Source organism: Vibrio sp. CDRSL-10 TSBA, assembly GCA_039696685.1.
Lineage (GTDB): Bacteria > Pseudomonadota > Gammaproteobacteria > Enterobacterales > Vibrionaceae > Vibrio.
In genome coordinates this window covers 1,218,152-1,240,019 of record CP155566.1, presented here as the reverse complement: position 1 = coordinate 1,240,019, position 21,868 = coordinate 1,218,152, and the positions used below count along the sequence as shown (strand labels likewise).

The 21,868-nt window shown below is 51.8% G+C and carries 15 protein-coding genes; 6 read left to right on the top strand and 9 right to left on the bottom strand.

Annotated features, from left to right (window positions below):
• Window positions 1–66 precede the first annotated feature (66 nt).
• Entirely contained in the window at window positions 67–1,047 is a 981-nt protein-coding gene (locus tag ABDK09_13155; GenBank protein ID XAW90363.1) for a DHH family phosphoesterase, read from the bottom strand.
• Window positions 1,048–1,592: 545 nt separating this feature from the next.
• Between ABDK09_13155 and fdhA the strand changes: the two genes are divergently transcribed.
• On the top strand, window positions 1,593–2,795 hold the full coding sequence (gene fdhA, locus ABDK09_13150) for a formaldehyde dehydrogenase, glutathione-independent (GenBank protein XAW90362.1): 1,203 nt from the start codon (window positions 1,593–1,595) through the stop codon (window positions 2,793–2,795).
• Window positions 2,796–2,889: 94 nt separating this feature from the next.
• Here the strand turns inward: fdhA and ABDK09_13145 are convergent, their stop codons facing one another.
• Together ABDK09_13145 and nhaC are read right to left on the bottom strand one after the other, a co-directional pair.
• Window positions 2,890–3,180: a hypothetical protein gene (locus ABDK09_13145; protein ID XAW90361.1), complete on the bottom strand. Its 291-nt coding sequence runs from the start codon at window positions 3,178–3,180 to the stop codon at window positions 2,890–2,892.
• Window positions 3,181–3,499: 319 nt separating this feature from the next.
• Window positions 3,500–5,083 (bottom strand): Na+/H+ antiporter NhaC, encoded by a 1,584-nt coding sequence (gene nhaC / locus ABDK09_13140; protein ID XAW90360.1) that lies wholly within the window; start codon window positions 5,081–5,083, stop codon window positions 3,500–3,502.
• Window positions 5,084–5,823: 740 nt separating this feature from the next.
• On the opposite strand from nhaC, the gene ABDK09_13135 reads away from it, so the two are divergent.
• The 3 genes from ABDK09_13135 to ABDK09_13125 are packed head-to-tail and all read left to right on the top strand — an operon-like array spanning window position 5,824 to window position 9,719.
• Complete coding sequence (locus ABDK09_13135; protein XAW90359.1) at window positions 5,824–6,555, top strand: response regulator; 732 nt, start codon at window positions 5,824–5,826, stop codon at window positions 6,553–6,555.
• Complete coding sequence (locus tag ABDK09_13130) at window positions 6,527–7,357, top strand: transporter substrate-binding domain-containing protein (protein ID XAW90358.1); 831 nt, start codon at window positions 6,527–6,529, stop codon at window positions 7,355–7,357. Before ABDK09_13135 ends, ABDK09_13130 begins: the two co-directional genes overlap by 29 nt.
• Window positions 7,350–9,719: an ATP-binding protein gene (locus ABDK09_13125; protein ID XAW90357.1), complete on the top strand. Its 2,370-nt coding sequence runs from the start codon at window positions 7,350–7,352 to the stop codon at window positions 9,717–9,719. Before ABDK09_13130 ends, ABDK09_13125 begins: the two co-directional genes overlap by 8 nt.
• A 162-nt stretch (window positions 9,720–9,881) precedes the next feature.
• Here the strand turns inward: ABDK09_13125 and ABDK09_13120 are convergent, their stop codons facing one another.
• The 5 genes from ABDK09_13120 to ABDK09_13100 all read right to left on the bottom strand — a co-directional run bounded on the left by ABDK09_13120 (window position 9,882) and on the right by ABDK09_13100 (window position 17,533).
• Window positions 9,882–11,141, bottom strand: coding sequence for a SidA/IucD/PvdA family monooxygenase (locus ABDK09_13120; protein ID XAW90356.1), 1,260 nt, complete (start codon window positions 11,139–11,141; stop codon window positions 9,882–9,884).
• On the bottom strand, window positions 11,089–11,241 hold the full coding sequence (locus ABDK09_13115) for a SidA/IucD/PvdA family monooxygenase (protein ID XAW90355.1): 153 nt from the start codon (window positions 11,239–11,241) through the stop codon (window positions 11,089–11,091). Before ABDK09_13115 ends, ABDK09_13120 begins: the two co-directional genes overlap by 53 nt.
• A gap of 10 nt (window positions 11,242–11,251) precedes the next feature.
• Window positions 11,252–13,957 (bottom strand): GNAT family N-acetyltransferase, encoded by a 2,706-nt coding sequence (locus ABDK09_13110; GenBank protein ID XAW90354.1) that lies wholly within the window; start codon window positions 13,955–13,957, stop codon window positions 11,252–11,254.
• A 436-nt stretch (window positions 13,958–14,393) separates the two neighbouring features.
• Window positions 14,394–16,457: a TonB-dependent receptor gene (locus ABDK09_13105; GenBank protein ID XAW90353.1), complete on the bottom strand. Its 2,064-nt coding sequence runs from the start codon at window positions 16,455–16,457 to the stop codon at window positions 14,394–14,396.
• Window positions 16,458–16,477: 20 nt separating this feature from the next.
• The gene (locus tag ABDK09_13100; GenBank protein ID XAW90352.1) at window positions 16,478–17,533 is read right to left on the bottom strand and encodes a hypothetical protein; all 1,056 of its coding nucleotides are present in this window, start codon (window positions 17,531–17,533) and stop codon (window positions 16,478–16,480) included.
• A gap of 361 nt (window positions 17,534–17,894) precedes the next feature.
• Here ABDK09_13100 and ABDK09_13095 point away from each other — a divergent pair, with 361 nt between their 5' ends.
• A complete protein-coding gene (locus ABDK09_13095) occupies window positions 17,895–19,610 on the top strand; it encodes an IucA/IucC family protein (GenBank protein XAW90351.1) in 1,716 nt (571 codons plus the stop codon).
• Between the two features lie 331 nt (window positions 19,611–19,941).
• On the opposite strand, the gene ABDK09_13090 is transcribed toward ABDK09_13095, so the two are convergent.
• Window positions 19,942–20,406 carry a MarR family transcriptional regulator gene (locus ABDK09_13090; protein XAW90350.1) on the bottom strand — a complete coding sequence of 155 codons (465 nt, stop codon included), beginning with the start codon at window positions 20,404–20,406 and terminating at the stop codon, window positions 19,942–19,944.
• A gap of 314 nt (window positions 20,407–20,720) precedes the next feature.
• Between ABDK09_13090 and ABDK09_13085 the strand changes: the two genes are divergently transcribed.
• On the top strand, window positions 20,721–21,488 hold the full coding sequence (locus ABDK09_13085; protein XAW90349.1) for a prolyl oligopeptidase family serine peptidase: 768 nt from the start codon (window positions 20,721–20,723) through the stop codon (window positions 21,486–21,488).
• The last annotated feature ends 380 nt before the right edge of the window (window positions 21,489–21,868 follow it).

Genomic DNA, 21,868 nt, shown 5'->3' with positions numbered 1-21,868 from the left:
GGCCCGTCGCTTTGATTGGAAATCGGATATAACAGAGGGAGCCTTTGAGCTCCCTCTTCTCATTTGTCAGGCCTGTTTGAGTTGTAACTGAGGCTTTATCAGGTCGTAAACGTACTCAAATTCATCCGCCAGCTGGTACATATGATTAATAATACCGCCCGCCATGTGAGCATGGCCGCCACCGAAACCGATTCCGGTATCATTCAGTGCCCGGCGCACAATCTGGGCGACGTTATTGTGCTTACACTCAGAACGCAGTGACAAAAACGTCTTTTCTTTACTGCGTGCGCTCAGTACCACCATATCGATTTCATCCACGCCGAGCAGGAAATCCCCCAGCACACCGAGCATATTTTTGCTGCAGCCTTCAGGCAGCGCCGCAAATGCGCAGTTTTTTTCGCGTTTCATATTCGCCAGCAAGGTATCAAACAGTTTTAACTCATGAAACTCAATCTGATTACGACAGATGCGATTGACCATCGCCATGTCCGCTTTCGCCTGCAGCTGCAATAAAGCATTAATATCGGCCGCGCCGACCGCGCGGGTAAAATTGGCCGTATCAAAGGTCAGTCCAACCAGCAGCGCTGTAGCAATCTTGGCCGGAATATCGAGCCCAAACTGATTGAAGTATTCGACCATAATCGTGGCAGTAGAACCATAATCCGGGCGGATGTCAGCAAACCAGACAAAATCTGGCGCGTTGACCTGATGGTGATCAATCACGCCGACTTCCAGACCGGGAAAATCGGTGACATTTTTTTCACCAATGCAACCGTCCACCACTATGATTTTATCGTTTGGAGTCAAAGCCAGCTGATGCGGCTGAACAATCGGTATATTGAGCCAATGAATCAGATTGCGCAGTGAGATGCGGTCAATAAAACCATTGTAGGTAATGAATGGATTCAGTCCCTGTTTGCGCAGCAAATAAGCCATCGCAAATGCCGATGACAACGCATCGTGGTCGGGAAAATCGTGGGCCTGGACAATCACCCGCGGCTCATTTTTCAGGCTGGCTATCAGCTGTTCAATTTCAAAAAATTTCATGACGTTGTCGTACTACTCTTCGAATAGACCTGAGTGAAAGCGCTTACACCCCTTGTGGCTATTAGGATTACGCATTGTTATGTATATCCAGATTACACGCTTCATACGGTAAAAACACAACATTAATTCCAAAATAACCACCATTAAATTGACAAAAGTCTCACATCATTGCCTCTCAGCCAATTTACGTGCCTGTTTTTTCTTTTTCCGACTAAATCACTCAACTTTTTCACACCTCTGTGAGCGCACTCTCAGCATCTTCTTTTATCGGCCCTAGGCGTCGTAAATGCACCATTTCGCGGCGCATTGCGACATATGGGTGCAGCGCTTGAGGGCTATTTTCCGCTATGCAAAGCAAGCAGATAAACCAAACAAAGTTTGTAGTCGCTCGAATAACGCCGCTTTATGGGGCAGTCACTGTCCGTCACATTCTCGTCCGAATGACGACCTTGACCGCCCCGCCCATCGCGACGTTATCCAGACAAAATTGAATTTGTCTGGTCAAGGAACGCTACAACTATAAAAAGCCTCAACAAGGAGACCCTATGTCCTACGAAAAATCCAACCGTGGTGTTGTCTACAAAGGCCCAGGAAAAGTTGCTGTAGAATCTATCCCTTATCCTGAACTGGCACTTGGAAACCGCAAGTGCGAGCACGGTGTTATCCTTAAAGTTCTGACCACCAACATCTGTGGTAGTGACCAGCACATGGTGCGTGGCCGTACGACTGCTGAAGAAGGTCTGGTACTGGGTCACGAAATCACAGGTATCATCCTGGAAAAAGGTCGTGACGTAGAATTCGTGGATGTGGGCGATATCGTATCGGTACCGTTTAACATCGCCTGTGGCCGTTGCCGCAACTGTAAAACTGGTTTGACCGGTATCTGTCTGAATGTAAACCCTGCTCGTCCTGGCGCAGCTTACGGCTACGTTGACATGGGTGGCTGGGTTGGTGGCCAGGCTGAATACGTCATGGTTCCATACGCAGACTTCAACCTGCTGAAATTCCCAGATCCGGATCAGGCACGTGAAAAAATTCAGGATCTGACTCTGCTGTCTGACATCTTCCCAACCGGTTTCCACGGTTGTGTAACCGCAGGTGTCGGCCCGGGTTCAACCGTTTACATCGCTGGTGCAGGCCCGGTAGGTCTGGCAGCGGCCGTATCCGCTCAACTGCTGGGTGCAGCGTGTGTTATCGTCGGCGACATGATTGAAGATCGTCTGGCTCAGGCACGCAGCTTCGGTTGTGAAACCATCGACCTTCGTGAAGAAGGCAGCATGGAAGACAAACTGGAAGCAATTCTGAACGAACGTGAAGTTGACTGTTTCGTTGACTGTGTAGGCTTTGAAGCGCACGGCTGTGGCTGTGGCCACAAAGAAGAAGCGCCAGCGACAGTACTGAACTCTGCAATGCAGATCACCCGCGCAGGTGGCTCTATCGGTATCCCTGGTCTGTACGTGACTGACGACCCGGGTGCTAAAGATGAAGCAGCACGCGAAGGTGCACTTAGCATGCGCTTTGGTCTGGGCTGGGCTAAGTCTCACTCATTCCACACTGGTCAGTGTCCGACCATGAAGTACCACCGTGGTCTGATGCAATCTATCCTGTTTGATAAAGTTAAGATTGCAGATGCAGTAAACGTGCAGATGATCTCTCTGGATCAGGCACCACAAGGCTATGCAGACTTCGACGGCGGCGCAGCGAAGAAATTCGTTATCGACCCGCACGGTGAGTTCATCTCTAAATAATATGACCCAACCTCTTCTCGGAAGTTAAGTCATGAAAAGCCGCAGACCTGTTCTGCGGCTTTTTTATGCCTGTCAGTTAATCAATATCGGCCAGTTAACTAATATCATCGGTCAGGTAACCAATACCTGCCAGCCCAGCTTGTGGGATGGCTTCACTGTCAGGCAAGCTCTCTGCCTTCCCTAAAGCTGCAGCGTAAGTTATGCCGTAGCGATTCCAACTTCTGATATATGATGTTTCGCCGCAACTGTCTGTCAGCATGGCAGTTAGCGTTTCTTCTCTGTCAGCCTTTGTTTTCTGTAAGCCTTTGTTTTCTGTAAGCCTTGGTTTTCTGCAACCTTTGCTTTCTGGCAACCTTGGTTTTTTGCAACGTTTGCTTTCTTTCACACTTTATTCTCTTTCAGGTCCGGGAAAAACATCGGGCTCTGCTGTATGAGCAAAGCGCGAAGCAAAATACCAGGCATCACAAGCACCATCAGTAAAAAATGCAGCGCTTTATAAGAACAGCCCAACGAATTCAGCAAGCAAGATATTAGGCCAGGCGTATCAGGGAAGAGCTGCCGAAACCGTGCAAATTGCAAGTGCAGACAAAAGCCGGACAAATACAGAAGTGCAGAAGTGCAGTCAGAGAATACAGCGCACCAAGTCATACCGACAAAAAAGCCGCTGCGAGTGCAGCGGCTTAGCTGGTTAGAAAGGTTGAGAATCAGTATTGCACCGCCGGTTTGCCAAGCGGGCGCTCTTCATTAATCGGCTCAAGGATCAACTCACCCTGTTCAGCCCACTGACGTTTCTCTTCTGCGGTCGCTTTCGGACAGAATTTGCCAAACGCCGCATAAATGATACCCAGTAACGGCGAAGCCCAACATGCCACGGCACAGACGATGTAAAGCAGGTTTTCGGTGTGACCGGCAGCGATGCCCAGCCCCAGCGCATGAATAACAAAAGCACCACCTGCGTTCCACGGAATGAGCGGAGAAATCAGGGTTCCGCCCTCTTCCACTGAACGGGACAAACACAAGGTTGAGTAACCCATGCCACGGTAAGCCTGGCTGAACATACGTCCCGGCAGTGCAATCGACAGGTACGGGTCACCTGCGACCAGGTTAGTACCGGCCGCGGTCATGGTTGATGCCAGTTGCAAGCCAAAGATGGTACGTACGCGGCTCATAATCGACAGGACAATCGTTTCCAGACAGCGGGTTTGCTCAAGCACGCCACCCAGCGCCAGCGCAATCAGCACCAGGGTCAGAATCCAGGACATTGACTGAATACCGCCACGGTTCAGCAGTGCATCCGCAGTGGCATTACCGGAATCAACACTGAAGCCGCTTTGCAGGTAAGTGAGCGCATCATGTACAGAAACGCCCTGTACCACAACCGCAATCAGCATACTGAACAACACACTTGCCATCAGGCTCGGAATCGCAGGCATCTTCATCAATGCCAGGCCAAACACAACCACTGCTGGTGTCAGCACCAACCAGTTGAATTCAAAATGATTACTCAGTGCGGTACTCAGGGCATCGATTTTGGCAATGTCGACTTGCTGCGCGTCGATAATATTGAAACCAACAAACAGATAAACCACCAGCGCAATACACATCGCCGGGAAAGTGGTTGGCAGCATATTACGAATGTGAGCAAAGAGGTTGGTACCCGTTACAGCCGGAGCCAGGTTGGTGGTGTCAGACAGCGGCGACATTTTATCGCCAAAGAAGGCGCCGGAAACCACAGCACCGGCAGTCCAGTACATCGGAATACCAAACCCTTCGCCAACGCCCATCAGCGCCAGGCCAACCGTTGCAGTAGTGGTCCAGGATGTACCCAATGACACAGAAATTACCGCACACAAGATCATTGCCGCCGCGAGGAAGGTTTGTGGAGTCAGGACCTGAAAACCGTAATAGATCATCATAGGTACCGTACCACTGGCGATCCAGATACCGATGATCATACCGATGATCAACATAATCACGATTGCCGACGTGGCGACTTTAATGACGTGGAACAAGCCCTGCTCCATATGATTCCAGCGATAGCCGCGGAACCAGGCAATCACACAGGCAAACACAATCCCGATAGCTAACGGGGTGTGTGGCGTGAAGTCACCAAAATAAAACAGTTGGATACCGAGCAAGCCTATCGTGATAGCGATCGGTAAAATCGCTAACAACAGTCCAGGACGTTCAATTTGCTCTTGATAAGATTGTTGCTGTTTAGACACAGCTGTTTTCTGTTCAGACCCGGTTGTTTGCTCTTTAGACCTGGTTATTTGCTCTTTAGACATAGTGCCTCCTTGCGCAGAGCAGAAAATGGTTCAGATGCCAGTTCACCGGAAGCACAAAGATTAAAGCTCAATCTGTATGTGTTAAACGCATCAGCAGTCTGCACGCGCTTGTTGTCCGGCTTGGTAAGTTAAGTTGTAACCCTATCCTGACAACAAGTCTCAAACAGCGCGTAACAGCTTGTAATTAAGTTGTAAATCCAAAGAACCACCATAAAACCAAACTAAAGAACTAATAACAGGAAATAAATTAGTGTAAAACGCCAAACAGTAACACTTGATTAACAAGCATTATTAAGCTGTAGCACAACATTCATGCAAGCGAATTAGCCTACGAGTCCGGCTCTGTAGCGCGCGAATACTGGGCTTGTCATTCGCGCCACTGTCACCTTTCAGCCAACAGCACTAATCCGGTGCAGATGTTGCACTTTTGTAGAAAATTCGTTTCAAAGCATTCACTACCATGCAATCCACCATGGCGAAGTTTAAATAGTGGTTGATGGTTATCAACCATAAGTAATAACAAGTAAAACTAAGCCAACAGGTTGTGAAAGTATGTAAACAGGCGGGATTAAAATGTAGACTGCTTCATCTCTGGCTTGCTTCACACTTGCTTATCAAGCGAATTAATATTTACAGTTGGTGTCAAGGGAAACGGCACTTGCACATTTGCAGTGAACAGCACGCACAGTAAACAGCACTTGCAGTAAACGGCACTTACCGTAGTAGAAAGGATTCTGATTATGACCCCCGTGGTAAACGCACAAGCTCAGATACTGGTGATCGACGATTCCGATGTCACCAGAGAAACTCTGGTCAGCTATTTTGAGGAAGAAGGCTTTATTGTCCACTCAGCAGAAACTGCCGAACAGGGCGAAGAGTTACTGGCGATCCATTACATCGATATGGTGCTGCTCGACATTCGCCTGCCCGGCAAAGATGGCCTGACCCTGACGCGCGAATTACGCAGTGCATCAGAGATTGGCATTATTCTGGTCACTGGCCGCCAGGATCAGATTGACCGGATAATTGGCCTGGAATGCGGTGCTGATGAATACGTCACCAAACCTTTCAATCCGCGCGAGATCCTGGCGCGGTCCAAAAACCTGATTCGCCGGGTCAGAAAGCTCAAAACACTGGAACGCAGTACGGAAAAAGAGCCCGAAGGCTTTATCGACATCGGGCCTTGGAAAATGGACATTCATCGCCGCTGGCTGAAAAAAGCGGACAGCGATGAACCGGTGCAGCTGACCGAAGCGGAATTTCAGTTGCTTAATGCGCTGGTCACTAACCCGGGCCGCTCCCTGTCCCGGGATGAACTGATGGACAGATTGAGGAATCGCTCCTGGAACGCCACCGATCGTACCATTGACGTCCTGATTGGCCGTATTCGCCGTAAACTGCAGGATGACAGTTACAGCCCGAAATGGCTGATTACCGTGCACGGTGTCGGTTACCTCTACTCACCCGAATAACCCAGTCGGTATGAAAACCTTACTGACTTTGGTTTGCCTGCTGCTGATACCCGTCGCGCAGGCAGACGATTTTGATCACAACCGCACTTACAGAGCGTGCGGGCTGCCTATCTATCCGCCGATTTCCTGGGTCGACAATCATCAGGTCAAAGGCGTTGGTGCGTACCTGCTGCAACAGTTATTTCAGCGCTTTAATCTCACTCTCTCATTTGAACAGGACTTTAACTGGCAGCGCTGTTTAAAGGAGATGGAACTGGGGCATGTCGATATCGCCACCGCGATGTACAAAGTCGCCGGGCGGCAGAACTACAATAACTATCTTTCTACCCCCATAGTCAAAGAGCCGATTGTGCTGTTTTACAATCGCCGGCATCCGCAGCAATTTAACCAACTGGACGACCTGAAAGGAAAAACCTTAGGCGTCATTTTAGGTGACTCCTACGGGGATGAAATGGACAGCTGGATAGCACGCCATATGCAGGTCGACTATGTGTCCAGTGGCGAGCAGAACTTCGCTAAACTGCTGCGCGGAAGGATTGATATGATGCCACTTGGGCGCTACGGCGGCCAGCTGCAAAACGAGCGCCTCGGTTATCAGGACATCATTGTCCCGCTGGAGCGTCCGCTGACCACGGATTACTGGTACATCGCGATTGCCAAAAAATCACCGCTCTCAGCTCATCTGGCTGAACTGGATCAGGCCCTGCAACAGATAACCCGCCAGACTGATATTGGTGAATTGATGGCACAATACGCCGAACAATACCGCACATCGGCCAGGCACGGAGGTCAGCATGACTGATCGTTCTGTCTCCTGGTTTGGTAAAGCACGCGGTTACCATATTGAGCACCCTCTGGTTTATCAGGTACTGAAACGTTTTCTGCTGTGCGGCCTGGTGCTGATTGTGCTTACGACAGCGCTGCAAGTCTGGTCGGAATACCGCCGCGAGCAAAACAGCCTGCAGACCCGGCTTGATTTAATCGCCTCATCCCAACTGGACGGGATTGCCAAAAGTTTATGGAATCTGGATAAAGAGCAGGTCAGCCTGCAACTGCAGGGCATCATGAACTTTCCTGATATCCAGGCCGTAACCCTGAGCAGCGCCGACTGGCCTGAGGTAATTCGTTTCGGCGAACTGCCGGCGCAGGCCCCTGCCTCTAATCAGTTCGCCATTGTCTATCACACCTTGCAGCGCGAGCCGCGTCAGTTAGGTACACTAACCGTCTATCATGACGTCGCTGCGGTACATGCGCGCCTGCTGGAATCCGCATTGTGGAGCTTTCTGGTTCAGGCACTGATGATCCTCGCCACCAGCGTGGTGCTGTTTGGCATTGTACACTTTAATATTACCCGTCACCTGGAGCGTATGGCCCAGTTCACCCGTCAGATCAGCACCAGCCACCTCCGGCAACCGCTCACACTGCAAAAACGACCCAGCCAGCTCAAGAGCAATGAGCTGGATCAGGTGGTCGAAGCAATAAACGAAATGCGGCTGGCCATTTTACGCGATATTGAGCGGCGCGAATCGGAGCAGCAGGAGCTCAGATACAGTCGCGATCAGTTACAGGAACTGGTCGAACGCCGCACCCAGAACCTGCTGGAAGCGAAAGAGAACGCAGAGGCCGCCAGCCAGGCGAAAACCAAGTTTCTCGCGACCATGAGTCATGAGATCCGTACCCCGCTCAATGGCATTCTGGGTATGGTACAGCTACTGGGCCGCACTGAACTTTCGGCGGAACAACAAGAGCGTCTGAATACTATTTATCAGTCCGGTGACGCGCTGCTGGAAATCCTCAATGGCCTGCTGGATTATGCCCGCCTGGAAGAAGGGGCTTATGTCCCCGAGCATCAGCTGTTTTCTCTGCATGAACTGGTCAGAACCAGCTGTCATCTGTTTTCCGCCGGAGCGCTGGAAAAAGGCCTCGATTTACAGTTCGGAATTGATCCGGCAGTAACAGACATTTGCCAGAGCGCGCCGGGTGCATTGCGCCAGATCCTGGCCAATATGATCTCCAATGCCATCAAGTTTACCCAACAAGGTTTTGTGCACATCACCCTGAGCCAAACCACAACAAAACCAGGCCGGCAGTGGGTACGATTTACCGTCAGCGACAGCGGGATCGGCATTGCTGACGGCGATCAACAGCGCATTTTTGAACGTTTCAGTCAGGCCGATGACAGTATCACCCGCCGCTTCGGAGGCACCGGCCTCGGCCTCGCGATCACGGAAAAACTGGTGCACAGTCTCAGCGGAAGCATTGGGGTTACCAGTCAGCCTGGTCAGGGCAGCACGTTCTGGTTTGAACTGCCGCTCAGCACAGTGCCTGAACAATCAACAATGCCTGAACCCTCACTCGGCTCGGTGTTACTTCAACGCAGCAGTGCTGCAACACTACCAGCACTGCACATTCTGTTAGTGGAAGATACGCCAGTGAATCAGGAGGTGACCATGGCGCTGCTCGGTCAGGACGGTCATCAGGTCGAACTGGCGCAAAACGGCCATCAGGCCCTGGCGGCCGTCACGCACCACAAATTTGATGTCATTCTGCTTGATGTTCATCTACCCGACATCAGCGGATTAGAGGTCGCGCGCCGCATCACCAGCGAACAGGGGCTTAACCGCTATACACCGATCATTGCCCTGACGGCCAATATCCAGCCCGGATTAATTGGTGAATATCACGCCGCCGGCATGATTGCCATTGAGCCGAAACCGCTAAAAATCGAGCGCTTATATAAAGTGATGAATCAGGTGATCGCGCAAGCCGAGATCCTGCCAGATACGCAACAGCCTGACACCGCCTCAGAACTGATTGACCCGGCGGTTTTTCAGTCGCACAGCGCGATTCTGGGCTCCGCCCGGGTAACCAACCTTATTCACACACTGCAACGCAGCTGTGACAAGATCCTGCCCCGGATTGAACAAGCCATGCAACGCGGCGATCACTATGATGTCGCAGAACAGGCTCACCGTCTGGCCGGTGATGCAGAGTCTCTCGGCGCCAGTCAGTTAGCGCGCCAGCTACGTGAACTGGAAGATTTAGCCAGGCAGGGATCCGAACAGGCGTTAACATCTCAGCGCAACCGGAATCTGACTCATTGCAGTCGCGCCAGTCTGGACGAGTTGACCCGTTTGACCGCTGAATTAAATGCACCGACATAAGATTCGTTTCCAGAAAGCATTTCGTTACCTGAAAAAACGGGTCTCGTGCTAAAAACCTCGCACAAAAATAAAGCCTGAGCCCGGCAATACCGGAGTCAGGCTTTCATCTCTTTCTCTAAGCTCGCTTTATAAGCGCAACATTCCAGACAAACCGCGGGTCGGTCAGGATATCAAACGGCTGCTGACGCGCTCTTGACTCGTCTGCGCCGCCATGCCCCAGTCGAGCATATTACGGTGCTCAACCGGATCATACACGGTGTAACCGGCGACATGGTTAAGGATACGTGCCGCGCGCCAGCAAGCCAGGCTCAGCTGCGGCTCGGCTATACCATGCGAGGCAATCCCGGCATTGACCATATAAATCCGGTTGTGCGGAGCGCCCTGCCAGTCGACACAGAAATCCGCCGACAAGATTGGACGGCCATGTTCATCCCAGGATATTTGATCCTGCAGATCGCGCAGGCAGTGCGGCACGATGCGCTTAAAGCCGGTACACATGATCACCACATCGGCGCTGATCTCACGAGTTTCCCCGGTCAGGCCGTGGGCCAGCGTGATGTGGTAACCGTCTTCATCCTGACGCATCGCGACCAGAGACTGGTTCGGACAGATATTCCACCAGGTGGGTTTACGCAATACATACTTATCATGATACAGACGCTGGTAAATACCTTGCAGACAGTCGCTGGTGATACCGTCACTGGTCAGCTTCTGACGTGCCACCTCGCGCTGTTTAGTGGCCTGATCGAGCTGATAGAAGTCATTGACGTAGTCCGGCATGAAATACTGGTCGGTAAAACAGGCTTCATCCAGCACTTCAATATTGGCGCGGCGCGAGATCCAGTTCAGCTCGCGCGCGTGGCCGAATTCACCGTCAAACGCATGCTGGAACACATCCGCACCGGTCTGACCGCCACCGATAATCGCCACCCGTTTATCGGTCAGCTGCGGATCGCGCAGAGCCAGTTCGCTGGCGTGGAAACAGTGCTTACCGACAAACGGAGTCACACATTCCGGCATACTCGGCGTCAGGCCGGTGCCCATCACCAAGTGGCGGGTCAGGTAGTCCTGCTCTCCAACCGACACTTTGAACACGCCATCGGTCTGTTCAATTGCCGTCACCTCCTGATTAAAGGCAACGTTCGGCAGCTGACTGACCACCCAGCCAAGATAGTCCGAAAACTCAAGACGGCTGATGGTTGTCTGGCCGGAGGCCATAAACGGATAGAACTTACGGTTAGTGACCAGGTAGTTGAGAAAACTGTAACGACTGGTCGGATCCACCGCCGAAACCAGGTCCTTAAGGAATGACGTCTGCATCTTGGCATCATTCAGCAGCAGCCCCGGATGCCAGGCAAAATGCGCTTTTTTATCGAGGAAACAGCGTCGACAATGACTCTTTCTCCGCCGCCAGTGCCGCAATACTGAGATTGAACGGCCCCAGGCCAACGCCGATCACATCATAGATATGTGCAGACTGGGGTTGAGTATCGTGACCTTTCCTTGTGTGTGTGCCTTGCATGATGAGCTCCTTAAAAAGCGAATTGCTGGAAAAAGCGTTCTCGACCGCATTGGATCAAAGCAGAACGTTTGTGTGGAAAATCAAATTCAAACTGAACCTGCATACCCACCCGGGCATTCAGTTTCAGCACGCGCTGGTTATCGGCTCGGGGTTCTCCGACCACAGATTCAGTACGCGGTTCTTGCTGGAAACAGTAATGGACTATCGATTTCGCCCAGGTATCAAAGTAAGTGCCGCCACGATAGGCAAAGTTGCCCACCAGCATGTGGACACCTTTATCAAACAAGCCATATTGGTAATGCGGCCCGATGCGGTCTTCCGCAGCCCAGTAAACTTCAAGATAACCAAAGGAGACACCGTCAAATTCCGCGATTAAGCCGTAAATATGGTCATCTTGTTTTTGCTTATTGAGATACTGGCGATGTTCATCCAGGCTGCCCTCCAGCTCCCACATCTGGGCCACCACCGGATGATTGTGCCAGCGATGGAAGGTTGGCAGATCGCGCTCAATCTCAATCACACGGAAAGTGAGCGTACGTTTGAGGTGATAGAAATAACGCTGGAACACAACGCCGGTCGGATGCAGCGGACGCAGCGGATGACGCGAACCATTTACCGCCGTGGTCATAGTGACAGCGCAGGTATCCTGCGCGGCATGCAGCCATAACGGCGAGTGCTCGAGAAACTCAGCTTTACTCAGCAGTTTGCTGCCCTGCGGCCAGCCGGGAATACGAATCTGCTCCAAACGAGCGCTGTAAAAGGCATGCTCAATCGCGCTCCACCACAGCATGGCATCACTGACATCGATACTTTCGCTGTGCAGTTCAGTGACGTCATCATCACAGGGACGCAGCGAGAACGCCGCCACACTGCGGCCATGCTCCAGCAGTTCAAACTGCGCCGCAGCGTCGGCATGCTGTTTTTCAGCAATAGCATTGTCAGCAATAGCATTTTCAGCAATAGTAATACGGCGCCCGCCCGGCAGCGGTTTGTGCACTTTAGTGACACTATGTTCGCCGGCAGGCCATTGCAGCGGGTTGGCAATGTCACAGTAGATGATCGAAGGGTCTTTCAGCGTCGCTTCGTTATGCGCCGACAGGAAACAAAAGAAGTTACGTTTCCAGCGCAGGGTTGGCGACTGCAGCACGTACTGGTAGAAAGAGTTATCTTTCGGATGCTGTTTGGCCAGTGCATCCAGTTCCAGACGGCACAGTTGCCACAAATCGGCTTCACTGATGATGCCGGACACCGCAATGGATGCGATGGTATTGAGCAGGGTATTACCGATGACGTAATAAGCGTGATAAGGATTAAGTTCATCCCACTCCATGAAATACTGCGGCGCTTCGTTATCAAGCACTTCGGCGAAACGCTCTTTGGCCAGTGTGGTCAGGCCAAATCCCTGACAGTCACGCACCGCCACACCGACCGGCATGCCCTGCTCTATTTCCAGCAGCAGATTTTGCTGATGGGCCAGCATCACAATGCCGTAATCGCTGCGCGCCACACACAGCGGCGCCATCACGCGCTGCATAAACGCGCTCATCCAGTGACGAGCGGCCAGCTCATTGGTGTAACCGTGTTGCGCAGCATAGGCTTTAATCCAGCCGGTGATATGGTTGTCCCGGCCATCGCCGGCATCCTGATTGAGGCTGGCCAGCATGTAAAAGCGCTCACCATTAAGCGGCGCTTGCTCATCCTGCGCGGCATAAAACGGGTTATGACGGAAGCTGACCAGGGGTAAATCCAGGGTCTGGCCGTCTTCATCCTGTACCGAACACCACATCGGCTCCTGGATAAAACAGGCATGGGCAAAGCGCTGCTGCAGCTCTTCACCCGCTGGGGTTGCCATCAGTTTGCTGAACTGAGTGCCGCGGCGTGCTTCCGGCTCAGTCATCAAACGCAGTGAGTTAGTGAGGCGCACCGGTAACGAGACTTTGAGCATCCACGGGCAGTGCGGATGGTAAATGGCGCGCGAAGATGACGTCGCGGTCCAGCCGCCGCTGCTCAGCTGCAGATCCTGCACCGCATCGGCGGCAAGGTGATATTCTCCGCGGGTTCGGCGCCATTCTCTGGCCTGCAACGGATGCAGCGGCAGCGGCAGCCACTCAGCGCCGGGCAACGCCGCCATACTCTGACCGGTCTGCTGTTCAAACAGCGCCATCAGCGCCTGAGCCATATCACCACCCACATACTCACCCACCAGGCAAGAACGCTTAACCGCGAACCATTCAATCGCAAACTGAGCGCCAAATTCCGGCAGATACGCCTCTTGTTCCTGCTCGCTGAGCGGCTCATTACATTTTGGTGCCGGGTGCATGCTGTGACCACCGCTCAGACTCTGTTCTGAATCAATAAATCCCTGCGCAGCCGGACGAGCGTGTAGCGCGGCATCCGCGCGCCGGACATAACTATCCGAGTCCAGTACACGCTGGACAAACTTAGCCTTATCGCTCGCTGCAACCGAATCAAAATAATGCTCGACAATCTCAGCCATAGCGCTGTCAAAATCAACTGGCTGCTGGCCTTGCGGTGTCGATAACAGCAGCTCGCCACGATAACGGTGCCGGCCCGCCGCCGATACATAAGCCAGGGGGATCACCAGTTCACGCCCCGCATTCAGAGGTAACCGAACCACCTGCTCTTCTACTCGCGCCGCTCCGGTTTCGAGCAAAAAGCTGTTTAAAAAGTGCTGCATGGTCAAAGCATGAGTCATAAAGTAATCCTTCATCGTTTGTGAGGTTAGTTAAGGCCTGGCCTGTAATAATGTGTGCCCTGAAAAATGTAAAAGTCTCTGTCGGTTGCCCACCGACCCAGATTACGGATGCACGAAGTCAAAGCTGGTCGTTACTGACAGCCGCACAGGGAAGTAAACAGAGAAAAAGTTGAAAGCCGGGCAGATAAGCCCATGAGGGAACCGACCGGGTCGGGCCGGTTCCGCCATTGAAGTCAGCGCGAGCGGTTAAGTCGTCATACCAACAACTCCTGAGCCTTGGTCAACGTTAACCCCTTCACGCTGAGCACCTTAGAAGGTCGCGCTGTAGCTGACCGCCAGAGTCCGGCCCAAACCGTTGTGGGAGTAGATCTCCGGTGATGAGCTTGCGCCGTACAGCATCTGTGCACGTTGGCTCCAGATGGTTTCGTAATCACGGTCAAACAGGTTCTGGATACCAACGTTGAGACGGCCTACCGGCAGTGCGTAGTAAGCGCTCAGGTTTCGCCAGGGTGAAACTCTCCAGTTTTTCACCATCTTCATCTTCGTAGCTGATGAAGCTGTTGACGCGCAGTTCAGCACCGTACTGGTAGTTATCAAAACCAAACCAGGCACTGCCTGAGCTTGGGCTGGCCGAAGCAGCTTCCAGCTTCTCCCAACTGCCGTCGACCTTGGTTTCACTTTTCACGTAATGCGCCTGAACACCGGTGTAGAAATCATCGTTGATCTGGTAAACAGTCTGACCTTCGATACCGTAGATACGCTTGTCGTCATCTTCAACGCCGACAGCAAAGGTGGTGCGGTCATAAGAAACGGTCTTATCGGACAGTGACAGGTAACCGGCAACCTGAACATCCCACGCGCCTTGCGACATACGCCAGCCGAGTTCGTAAGAGTTGGTTTTCACGCCCTGCAAACTTGCGTTGTCGACCGAAGTTGAACCGGACAGAGAGCCGTCTAACTGGTACGTACCCTGACCAAAGAAGCGAGCCGGATCCGGCACATCAAAGCCCTGGGAGAAGTTGCCCCATACCTGCATATTGTCAGTAAGGTGATAAACCGAACCTAAATTGAACAACCATTCATCGTAATCAATATCACCACCAGTAATTGCTTCCGGCTGGTTTGGCAGTAAGCCTGCATCGTATGCGTATTGGGCTTCAACACCGACATGGTCACTGATCTCATGTTCCATAATGGCATAACGGAAACCACCGCTGACCGACCAGTCCGGCATCACTTCCCAGTCAACCTGAGAGAACAGCGCATAATAGTTACTGTCGATATCCGGATAACGTGAAACCGTATCGACCGGATCAAACACCAATCCGCCGGAGGCCAGAGCCTGGCTCGCATCAAAAATGGTCTGATCCGCTTCAAATGAATCGCGTGAGGCATCCATACCGTAAGTCAGTTTAACTTGTTCCCAGCGCTTGATTAACGCCAGGTTCAGGCCATAAACAGTCGATTTCTGCTCCGATGCGCCGTACAGAGGAATCGTCACTCCGCCAATCCGTCCGGTCGAAGGGTACGGGAAGTAACGCAGCGATTCAGTACGATAATACGCCTGTGCCAAAAGTTGCTGGCCCAGCACATCATCGTGACTGTATTGGGCATTCAGCATGACACGTTCAGTATTTGGCTGCTTGTCGAGTTGTAAACCTTTACGGGTTTCGAGCACAGATGAATCGGTAATACCGGCCAGATTGGCGCCCAGATAAGTCGCGTAGTCCGAGTCCTGCTCACTGTTGTAGTACTGCGCCGTTACCGAAAGCTTCTGGTGCTCATCCGGGGTAAATTCGACATTCCCCATCACATCAATAGTTTCGTTAAACTGCAGGTCTGTCTGAGTAATATCCGGGCGAATCATTTCGCCGTGAGAATCGTAAGCCCCGCCGTTTTTCGAATACGCTACAGAGGCACGACCACGTAAGGTATCGGTACCGCCGGACAGCGCCACCGCAACATTTTTATTGAGGTCATTGCTGTCGTTAAAGCCGGTCTGGCCACCCACTTTGGTTTCAACGGTCAGTTCGTTTCCGGTGGCTTTTTTGGTGATGATATTGATGATACCGCCGGCCGCACCTGCGCCGTAGATAGACGTCGCACCTGACAGTACCTCAACCCGGGCAATGTTGAACGGGTCGATACTGTCAAGCTGGCGGCTGATGTTACGAGTTGAGTTAAGAGACACACCGTCAATCATCACCAGAGCCGAACGGCCACGCAGGTTTTGCGAATAGTTGGTACGCGCGTTACTACCGAAATCAAATCCAGGGATCAGCTCACCCAACGCATTTTTCAGGTCGGCTCCTGCATTAAGAGTACGCTCAAGTTTTTCCTGATCAACGACCCACATCGTTGAAGCCACATCTGAGATGGCTGTTTCCGAACGGCTGCCGGTGACGACGATAGTATCCGGTGATGCTGCCTGGCTGACGCTGGCAAAAATCATCAAAGCGATCGGGCTCAACTTCGCCACACATCGAGTGGAATTTTTCATAATGTTAGATATCCATTCTTCTAATTAGATTGCATAAAGGAACAAGTGCCGGACTCAGTGTTTTTCCTGAGTTTTAGCACGGTGAAGAGCAATAACAGGACCAGGGCAGATATAAGCAGGGATAAGCTCCATTGCTGATGCAAAAACAGCGAAGCCAAACCGGTTCCGACCATGTGTCCTGTTGTGTGTGAGCGCGTCAGATAGCCACTGCTTTTGGCCTGCCGGGCAGGGTCAGATTCCCTTTCCAACAAACGGCTGGTATACCAGGCAGGCAGACCAGCGATGGCTAATAACAATCCCACCACTGCGAAAAATAAGCCCCACCAGTTCACACCGCCGGTCACCAATACTATCCAGCCGATGACGAGAGAGATGAGTAAAACGGGCAACAATGCAGAGGAGTAACTGCGACTTATTTTCGGGATCACGCGCAGCTGATAGACCACCAGCAGTACACTGGTTGCCAGCATCATCAACGCGTAAACTTTAGAACCTTCTTCGCCTTCGTAACCGTGTGCGGTGAGAAACTGCAACACATAGAGCTGGAACACCGCGACAAATCCGGTCGTCAGCAGTGCGGCGCTGTACACCACACGTGAGTAATTGCTTTGTGCCAAGCTCCCTATTTCCTGAACCTTGGTTTCTGCAGCCTTGGTTTCAAAGGTATTAGTTGCCAAGGGATTAGCTGCAACGGTTTTACTCGCCATCACTTGGCCTTTATCAGGCAAAGCCAGAACAAGTACCGGCACCACCAGCGCAATCGGGACCAGTAAGATCACCGGGATCGACACCGGCAGCAGGACCAGTGCTGGACCAGCCAGCCGACCAATCGTCAACCCTCCGCTTAACGCGGACAGCGCTCCCGGAGTCGCCTTACCCCGGGCGGCCAGCTGCGCCTGGCTGAGTGGCAAAAACGCGCTGCTGAAGCCACCAATAGCAAAGCGGGACAAACCCAGCAGCCAGACATTGCCCGGCGCAAGCAGTAACAGGCAGATAAAACTCAGGTTTCGCAATGATGTATCCGCATGCTGCGAGTCGAATGGCGCGGCCAAATCCCAGTTTTGAGGCAACCCCACCCCACCAACCGGCGCCCAGCCAGTAGCTGACCAGATTCATATTGACCATGGCCACCAGCAGACCGACCGAAGCAGCAGAATCACTCTGTCCAACCCACTCAACCAAGGTGGGTATTGCAGACAGGAGTACAGTTTGGTTGATACCAAGCGATATCAAAACCAGCGACAAAACAGGCATCATGGAGTGTTTATTCAAATCTAAATGATAATAATTACTATTATGATTGCCTGATATGTAAAGATATGTCAATAATAACGTAAAGATATGTCAGCAGATTTGTAGCGACAGCATACAGTGCCACGTTGCAATTCGCTGAATATAAGAATGATTCAATCCACCAACAACACGGACTTGACCCTAATGAATAAGCAATACTGGATCTCAGCCAACCAGCATCTCTGCGCTAAAATCATCACCGAGCTGCACTATGAGGAGCGGCTGAATCCTGTCGCTGCAGGCACCGGCTGGATACTGGCAACGGCCAATCGCGAATGGCGCTTTAATGCTGATGTCACCGTATGGGGCATGCTGAATATTGATGAGGCTTCGCTGCATTGCTCGGACCTCAGCCAGCCACTTGCCGCTCAGCTGCTGCTCGATGTTCAGGCCGATCTGGAGATAAACGATATCAATCTGGCCAATTTGTTAGAAGAAGTGCAGCAAACCCTGTACAGCGATATGCAGCGCTTAGCTCAGTTGCAGCACGTGACCGCGAGTGACATGGCACAGATGCCCGAAACGCTGCGCCAGCGTTATATCGATTCCCATCCGAAAGCGATTGCCAACAAAGGTCGTCTGGGCTGGGGAGCCGACGATCTGCAGCGATACGCCCCCGAATCCGGAGCGGCATTCAAACTGCGCTGGCTTGCGGTGAGAAAATCCATGTGTCAGTCCGGAATTGCGGCCGGGCTGGATTATCAGCAGTTGCTGGAAAATGTGCTGGAAGCGGATACTCTGAGCGCGTTACAGCACTCACTTGGCAAGCAAGCGAATGATTTCTGGCTGATTGCGGTTCATCCGTGGCAATACCAACGTTTTCTGACCGGACAATACGCCGGCCTGTTTGCGGATGGGGATCTGATTGATTTGGGCAAGCATGGCCCGGACTGGCTGGCACAACAGTCGATTCGTACCCTGAGTGCAGAAGATACAGCGGTCCGGTACGACGCTAAAACCGCGCTGAGTATTCTCAATACCTCAAGCTACCGCGGTATTCCGGGCAAGTTTATCGTTCAGGGGCCTGAGCTTTCTGCCTGGCTGGCCAAAACCGCCGCCAGCGATCCTATCCTCGCTCAGCACGGCTTGAAAGTGCAGCAGGAAGTGGCCGGCTTCTACTGCGCTCATCCGTTTCAAGCGCAGATCAAACAAGGCCCGTATCGCTATGATGAAATGCTAGGCTGCATCTGGCGTGAGCGTGCCGAAGCCGTGGTTGGCGCCAGTCAGCGCCCGATGACGATGGCAGCGTTAATGCAAACCGATCAAAACGCTACGCCGCTGATCGGTGAACTCATCGACGCTTCACAACTCAGCGCCAAAGCCTGGCTGGCGAAGCTGTTCAACCATGTGGTTGTACCGCTCTACCATCTGATGTGTAAATACGGCGTTGCGCTGGTGGCTCATGGTCAGAATATTACCCTGATCCTGGAAGACAATCAGCCGGCCGGTTGCATTATCAAGGACTTTCACGGTGACCTGCGCCTGGTCGATCAGGCCTATCCCGAACTGGACACTCTTAACGCCGATATTCGTAATACGCTGACCCGCTTGCCGCCCAAATACCTGGTGCATGACCTGCTGACCGGACATTTTGTTACCGTGCTACGCTTTATCTCACCGCATCTGATTAGCCTTGGCGTCACTGAACAGGAATTTTACCAACTGCTGCGTCAGACACTGACCGACTATCAGCAACAACATCCGGATTTAGCCGAACGTTACGCTCAGTTCGACCTGTTATCGCCGACAATCGATAAAATCTGTATCAACCGGGTGCGTTTCCGTATTGGTTATGGCGACAGCAATGAACGACCTCTGCCGGATATCGGCCAACCGATTCCTAACCCGCTTAACCTTTAGATCGTTTTAAAACACAGCTAGAGCGTTCTAAAACACGACGGGCCATTTCCGCACAGGAAATGGCCCGTCAATAAATCGGACATGAAGCAACAGGTTTTCTTCAGGCAAAAAAAAGTCATCTCCGAGGTATAGGACTTAACTACCCCGAGATGACACGTTTCCGTATATACGGAACAACTCGTATATTAATAGGTTTGCAGTGGATTAATATTAATATGGGAGAAGACTCCCCAACTTTGTTGACGAGAAAGGAAAAAATGGGCGGACAAGCGCTTAAGCACATTATCCACAGCCGCCGCTCAACGCCACGACTGACTATTCGGTTTCACTCTCATTTATCGCATTTACATTGCTGTACATATTCCGTCGCGCGGGTTTCAAACTGTCTTAACACCCGGGTTGCGCATTCAATGTCTTCAGCAGAAACATCTGCCATCAGTTCCTGACGCAACTCATCCGCGACTTTAACCAGCTTTTGTGCCAATTCCGTACCCCGGGGTAACACATGCAGCGTTTTTACCCGGCGGTCACCGGCAACTTCGCATCGCTCCAGCCACTGCTCTTCTGCAGCCTGATCCAGCAAACGCACCAGTGCACCCGGGTTGATCCCCAACTCCTCGGCCAGCAACTTCTGGTTAATCCCCTTCGGATGTCGGTACACCAGCACCATTAACATCGCCAGAGACATCGAAATATCATACTCAGCAATCACTTCAGAAACCGCTCGCTGCCAGGCTCTTTTTACAGGCTGAAGACTGTTGGTCAGGTCGCATAGAAGCAACGCTTTATCTGGCATGTTGAATTTATCCTGAAGCTTGTAATGAAATGTAACTGCGATTCGGTAGAAATCATAACCAAAACAATTTGCTTAAGCAACTATTTTTTAGGCAACTATATCTTAAGCAATAATATTGACTGTACTGATAATTCTGCACTGCCAGCTATGTGAGCGAATCCATCGCCCGAAGAACAACTCTTGATAAGCCTGGAAGCGGGTTAAAATATTCACCGCAGACATCAGCCGGATTTGTGAAAGTCATCATACGCAGCGGACTGTTCTGCCTGTTATGATACCGGTTACATTATAAATACAAATCTATCGAGGTCTGAATGTTAAAACCGTTTCTGTCCGTTGCTATTACCGCGCTCTGCTCAGCTCCGGCTTTTGCCGCCTGGCAGGCAGAGCATTACGATGATGGCCAGTTTACCCTGCCTTACCAGCTCTATACTCCGCAGCAACATGGCCAGCTGCCGCTGATCATTCATCTGCACGGCAGTGGTGAAGCCGGGACTGATAACCAGGCGCAGATGTATCAGGGCACCAACTGGGGCCCGCAATATTTCGCCAGTGCGGAAAATCAAGCCATTCAACCCTCTTACGTGCTCGCACCACAAACTCCGGGGCCAATGCGCTGGGCAAGCACCACGTTAGAGCCCTACAACTATAAGAAAACACCATCGACCGAATCCATGACGGCTCTGCTCCATTTGGTGGATAGTCTCCTGGTTGAAAATCCCGATATCGATCCGGCGCGCGTCTACATCACCGGATTATCAAGAGGTGGTCAGGGAGTATGGAATGCGATGATGCAACGCCCTGAGCTGTTCGCTGCCGCACTGCCTATTGCCGGCAGTGCCGATCCGAAACAGGCCAAAACCATCAATCAAATTCCGACCTGGGTTTTCCATGGCAGTGCTGACGAAGTCACTAATGTCGATTATTCCAGGCAGATGGTCGATGCTGTCATTCGCTCCGGAGGCTCCACTTCAACCATTCGCTATACCGAAATCGAAGACGGCGGCCACGCCGCATCTTGGGTCACGGCCTACGGTAACAGTGACGTCTATCGTTGGCTGATGAAACATCATAAGCAATGATTCACAGCGCCTTTACGCAGATAATCATTTTTAAACCGGCAATTGCTTTAAACAGGCAATAGCTTTACTTCGTTAATATACCCAAACAACTTGGAGTTGCAGGTAGGCGGCAAATGAGTGAATCCCCATGAGCATAGAGACACTATGTGATTGGGGTGAACGAATGCAGCCAACACCGCTGCAGCTTCAAGTAGGAAGGGTATAACAGCGGGAATTGACCACCCGCTGTTACCCATTTTATCCCCTGCCAATTCCCCTACTGTTATTGTTGTTTACAAACTGTAATAAAAGCCAGTCCTATCTATACTCATTAATAGTTCAAATACCGGTACGGCCAAAAGACCCAAACCGGAAAACCTTTGCTGGCATAAAACAATAAT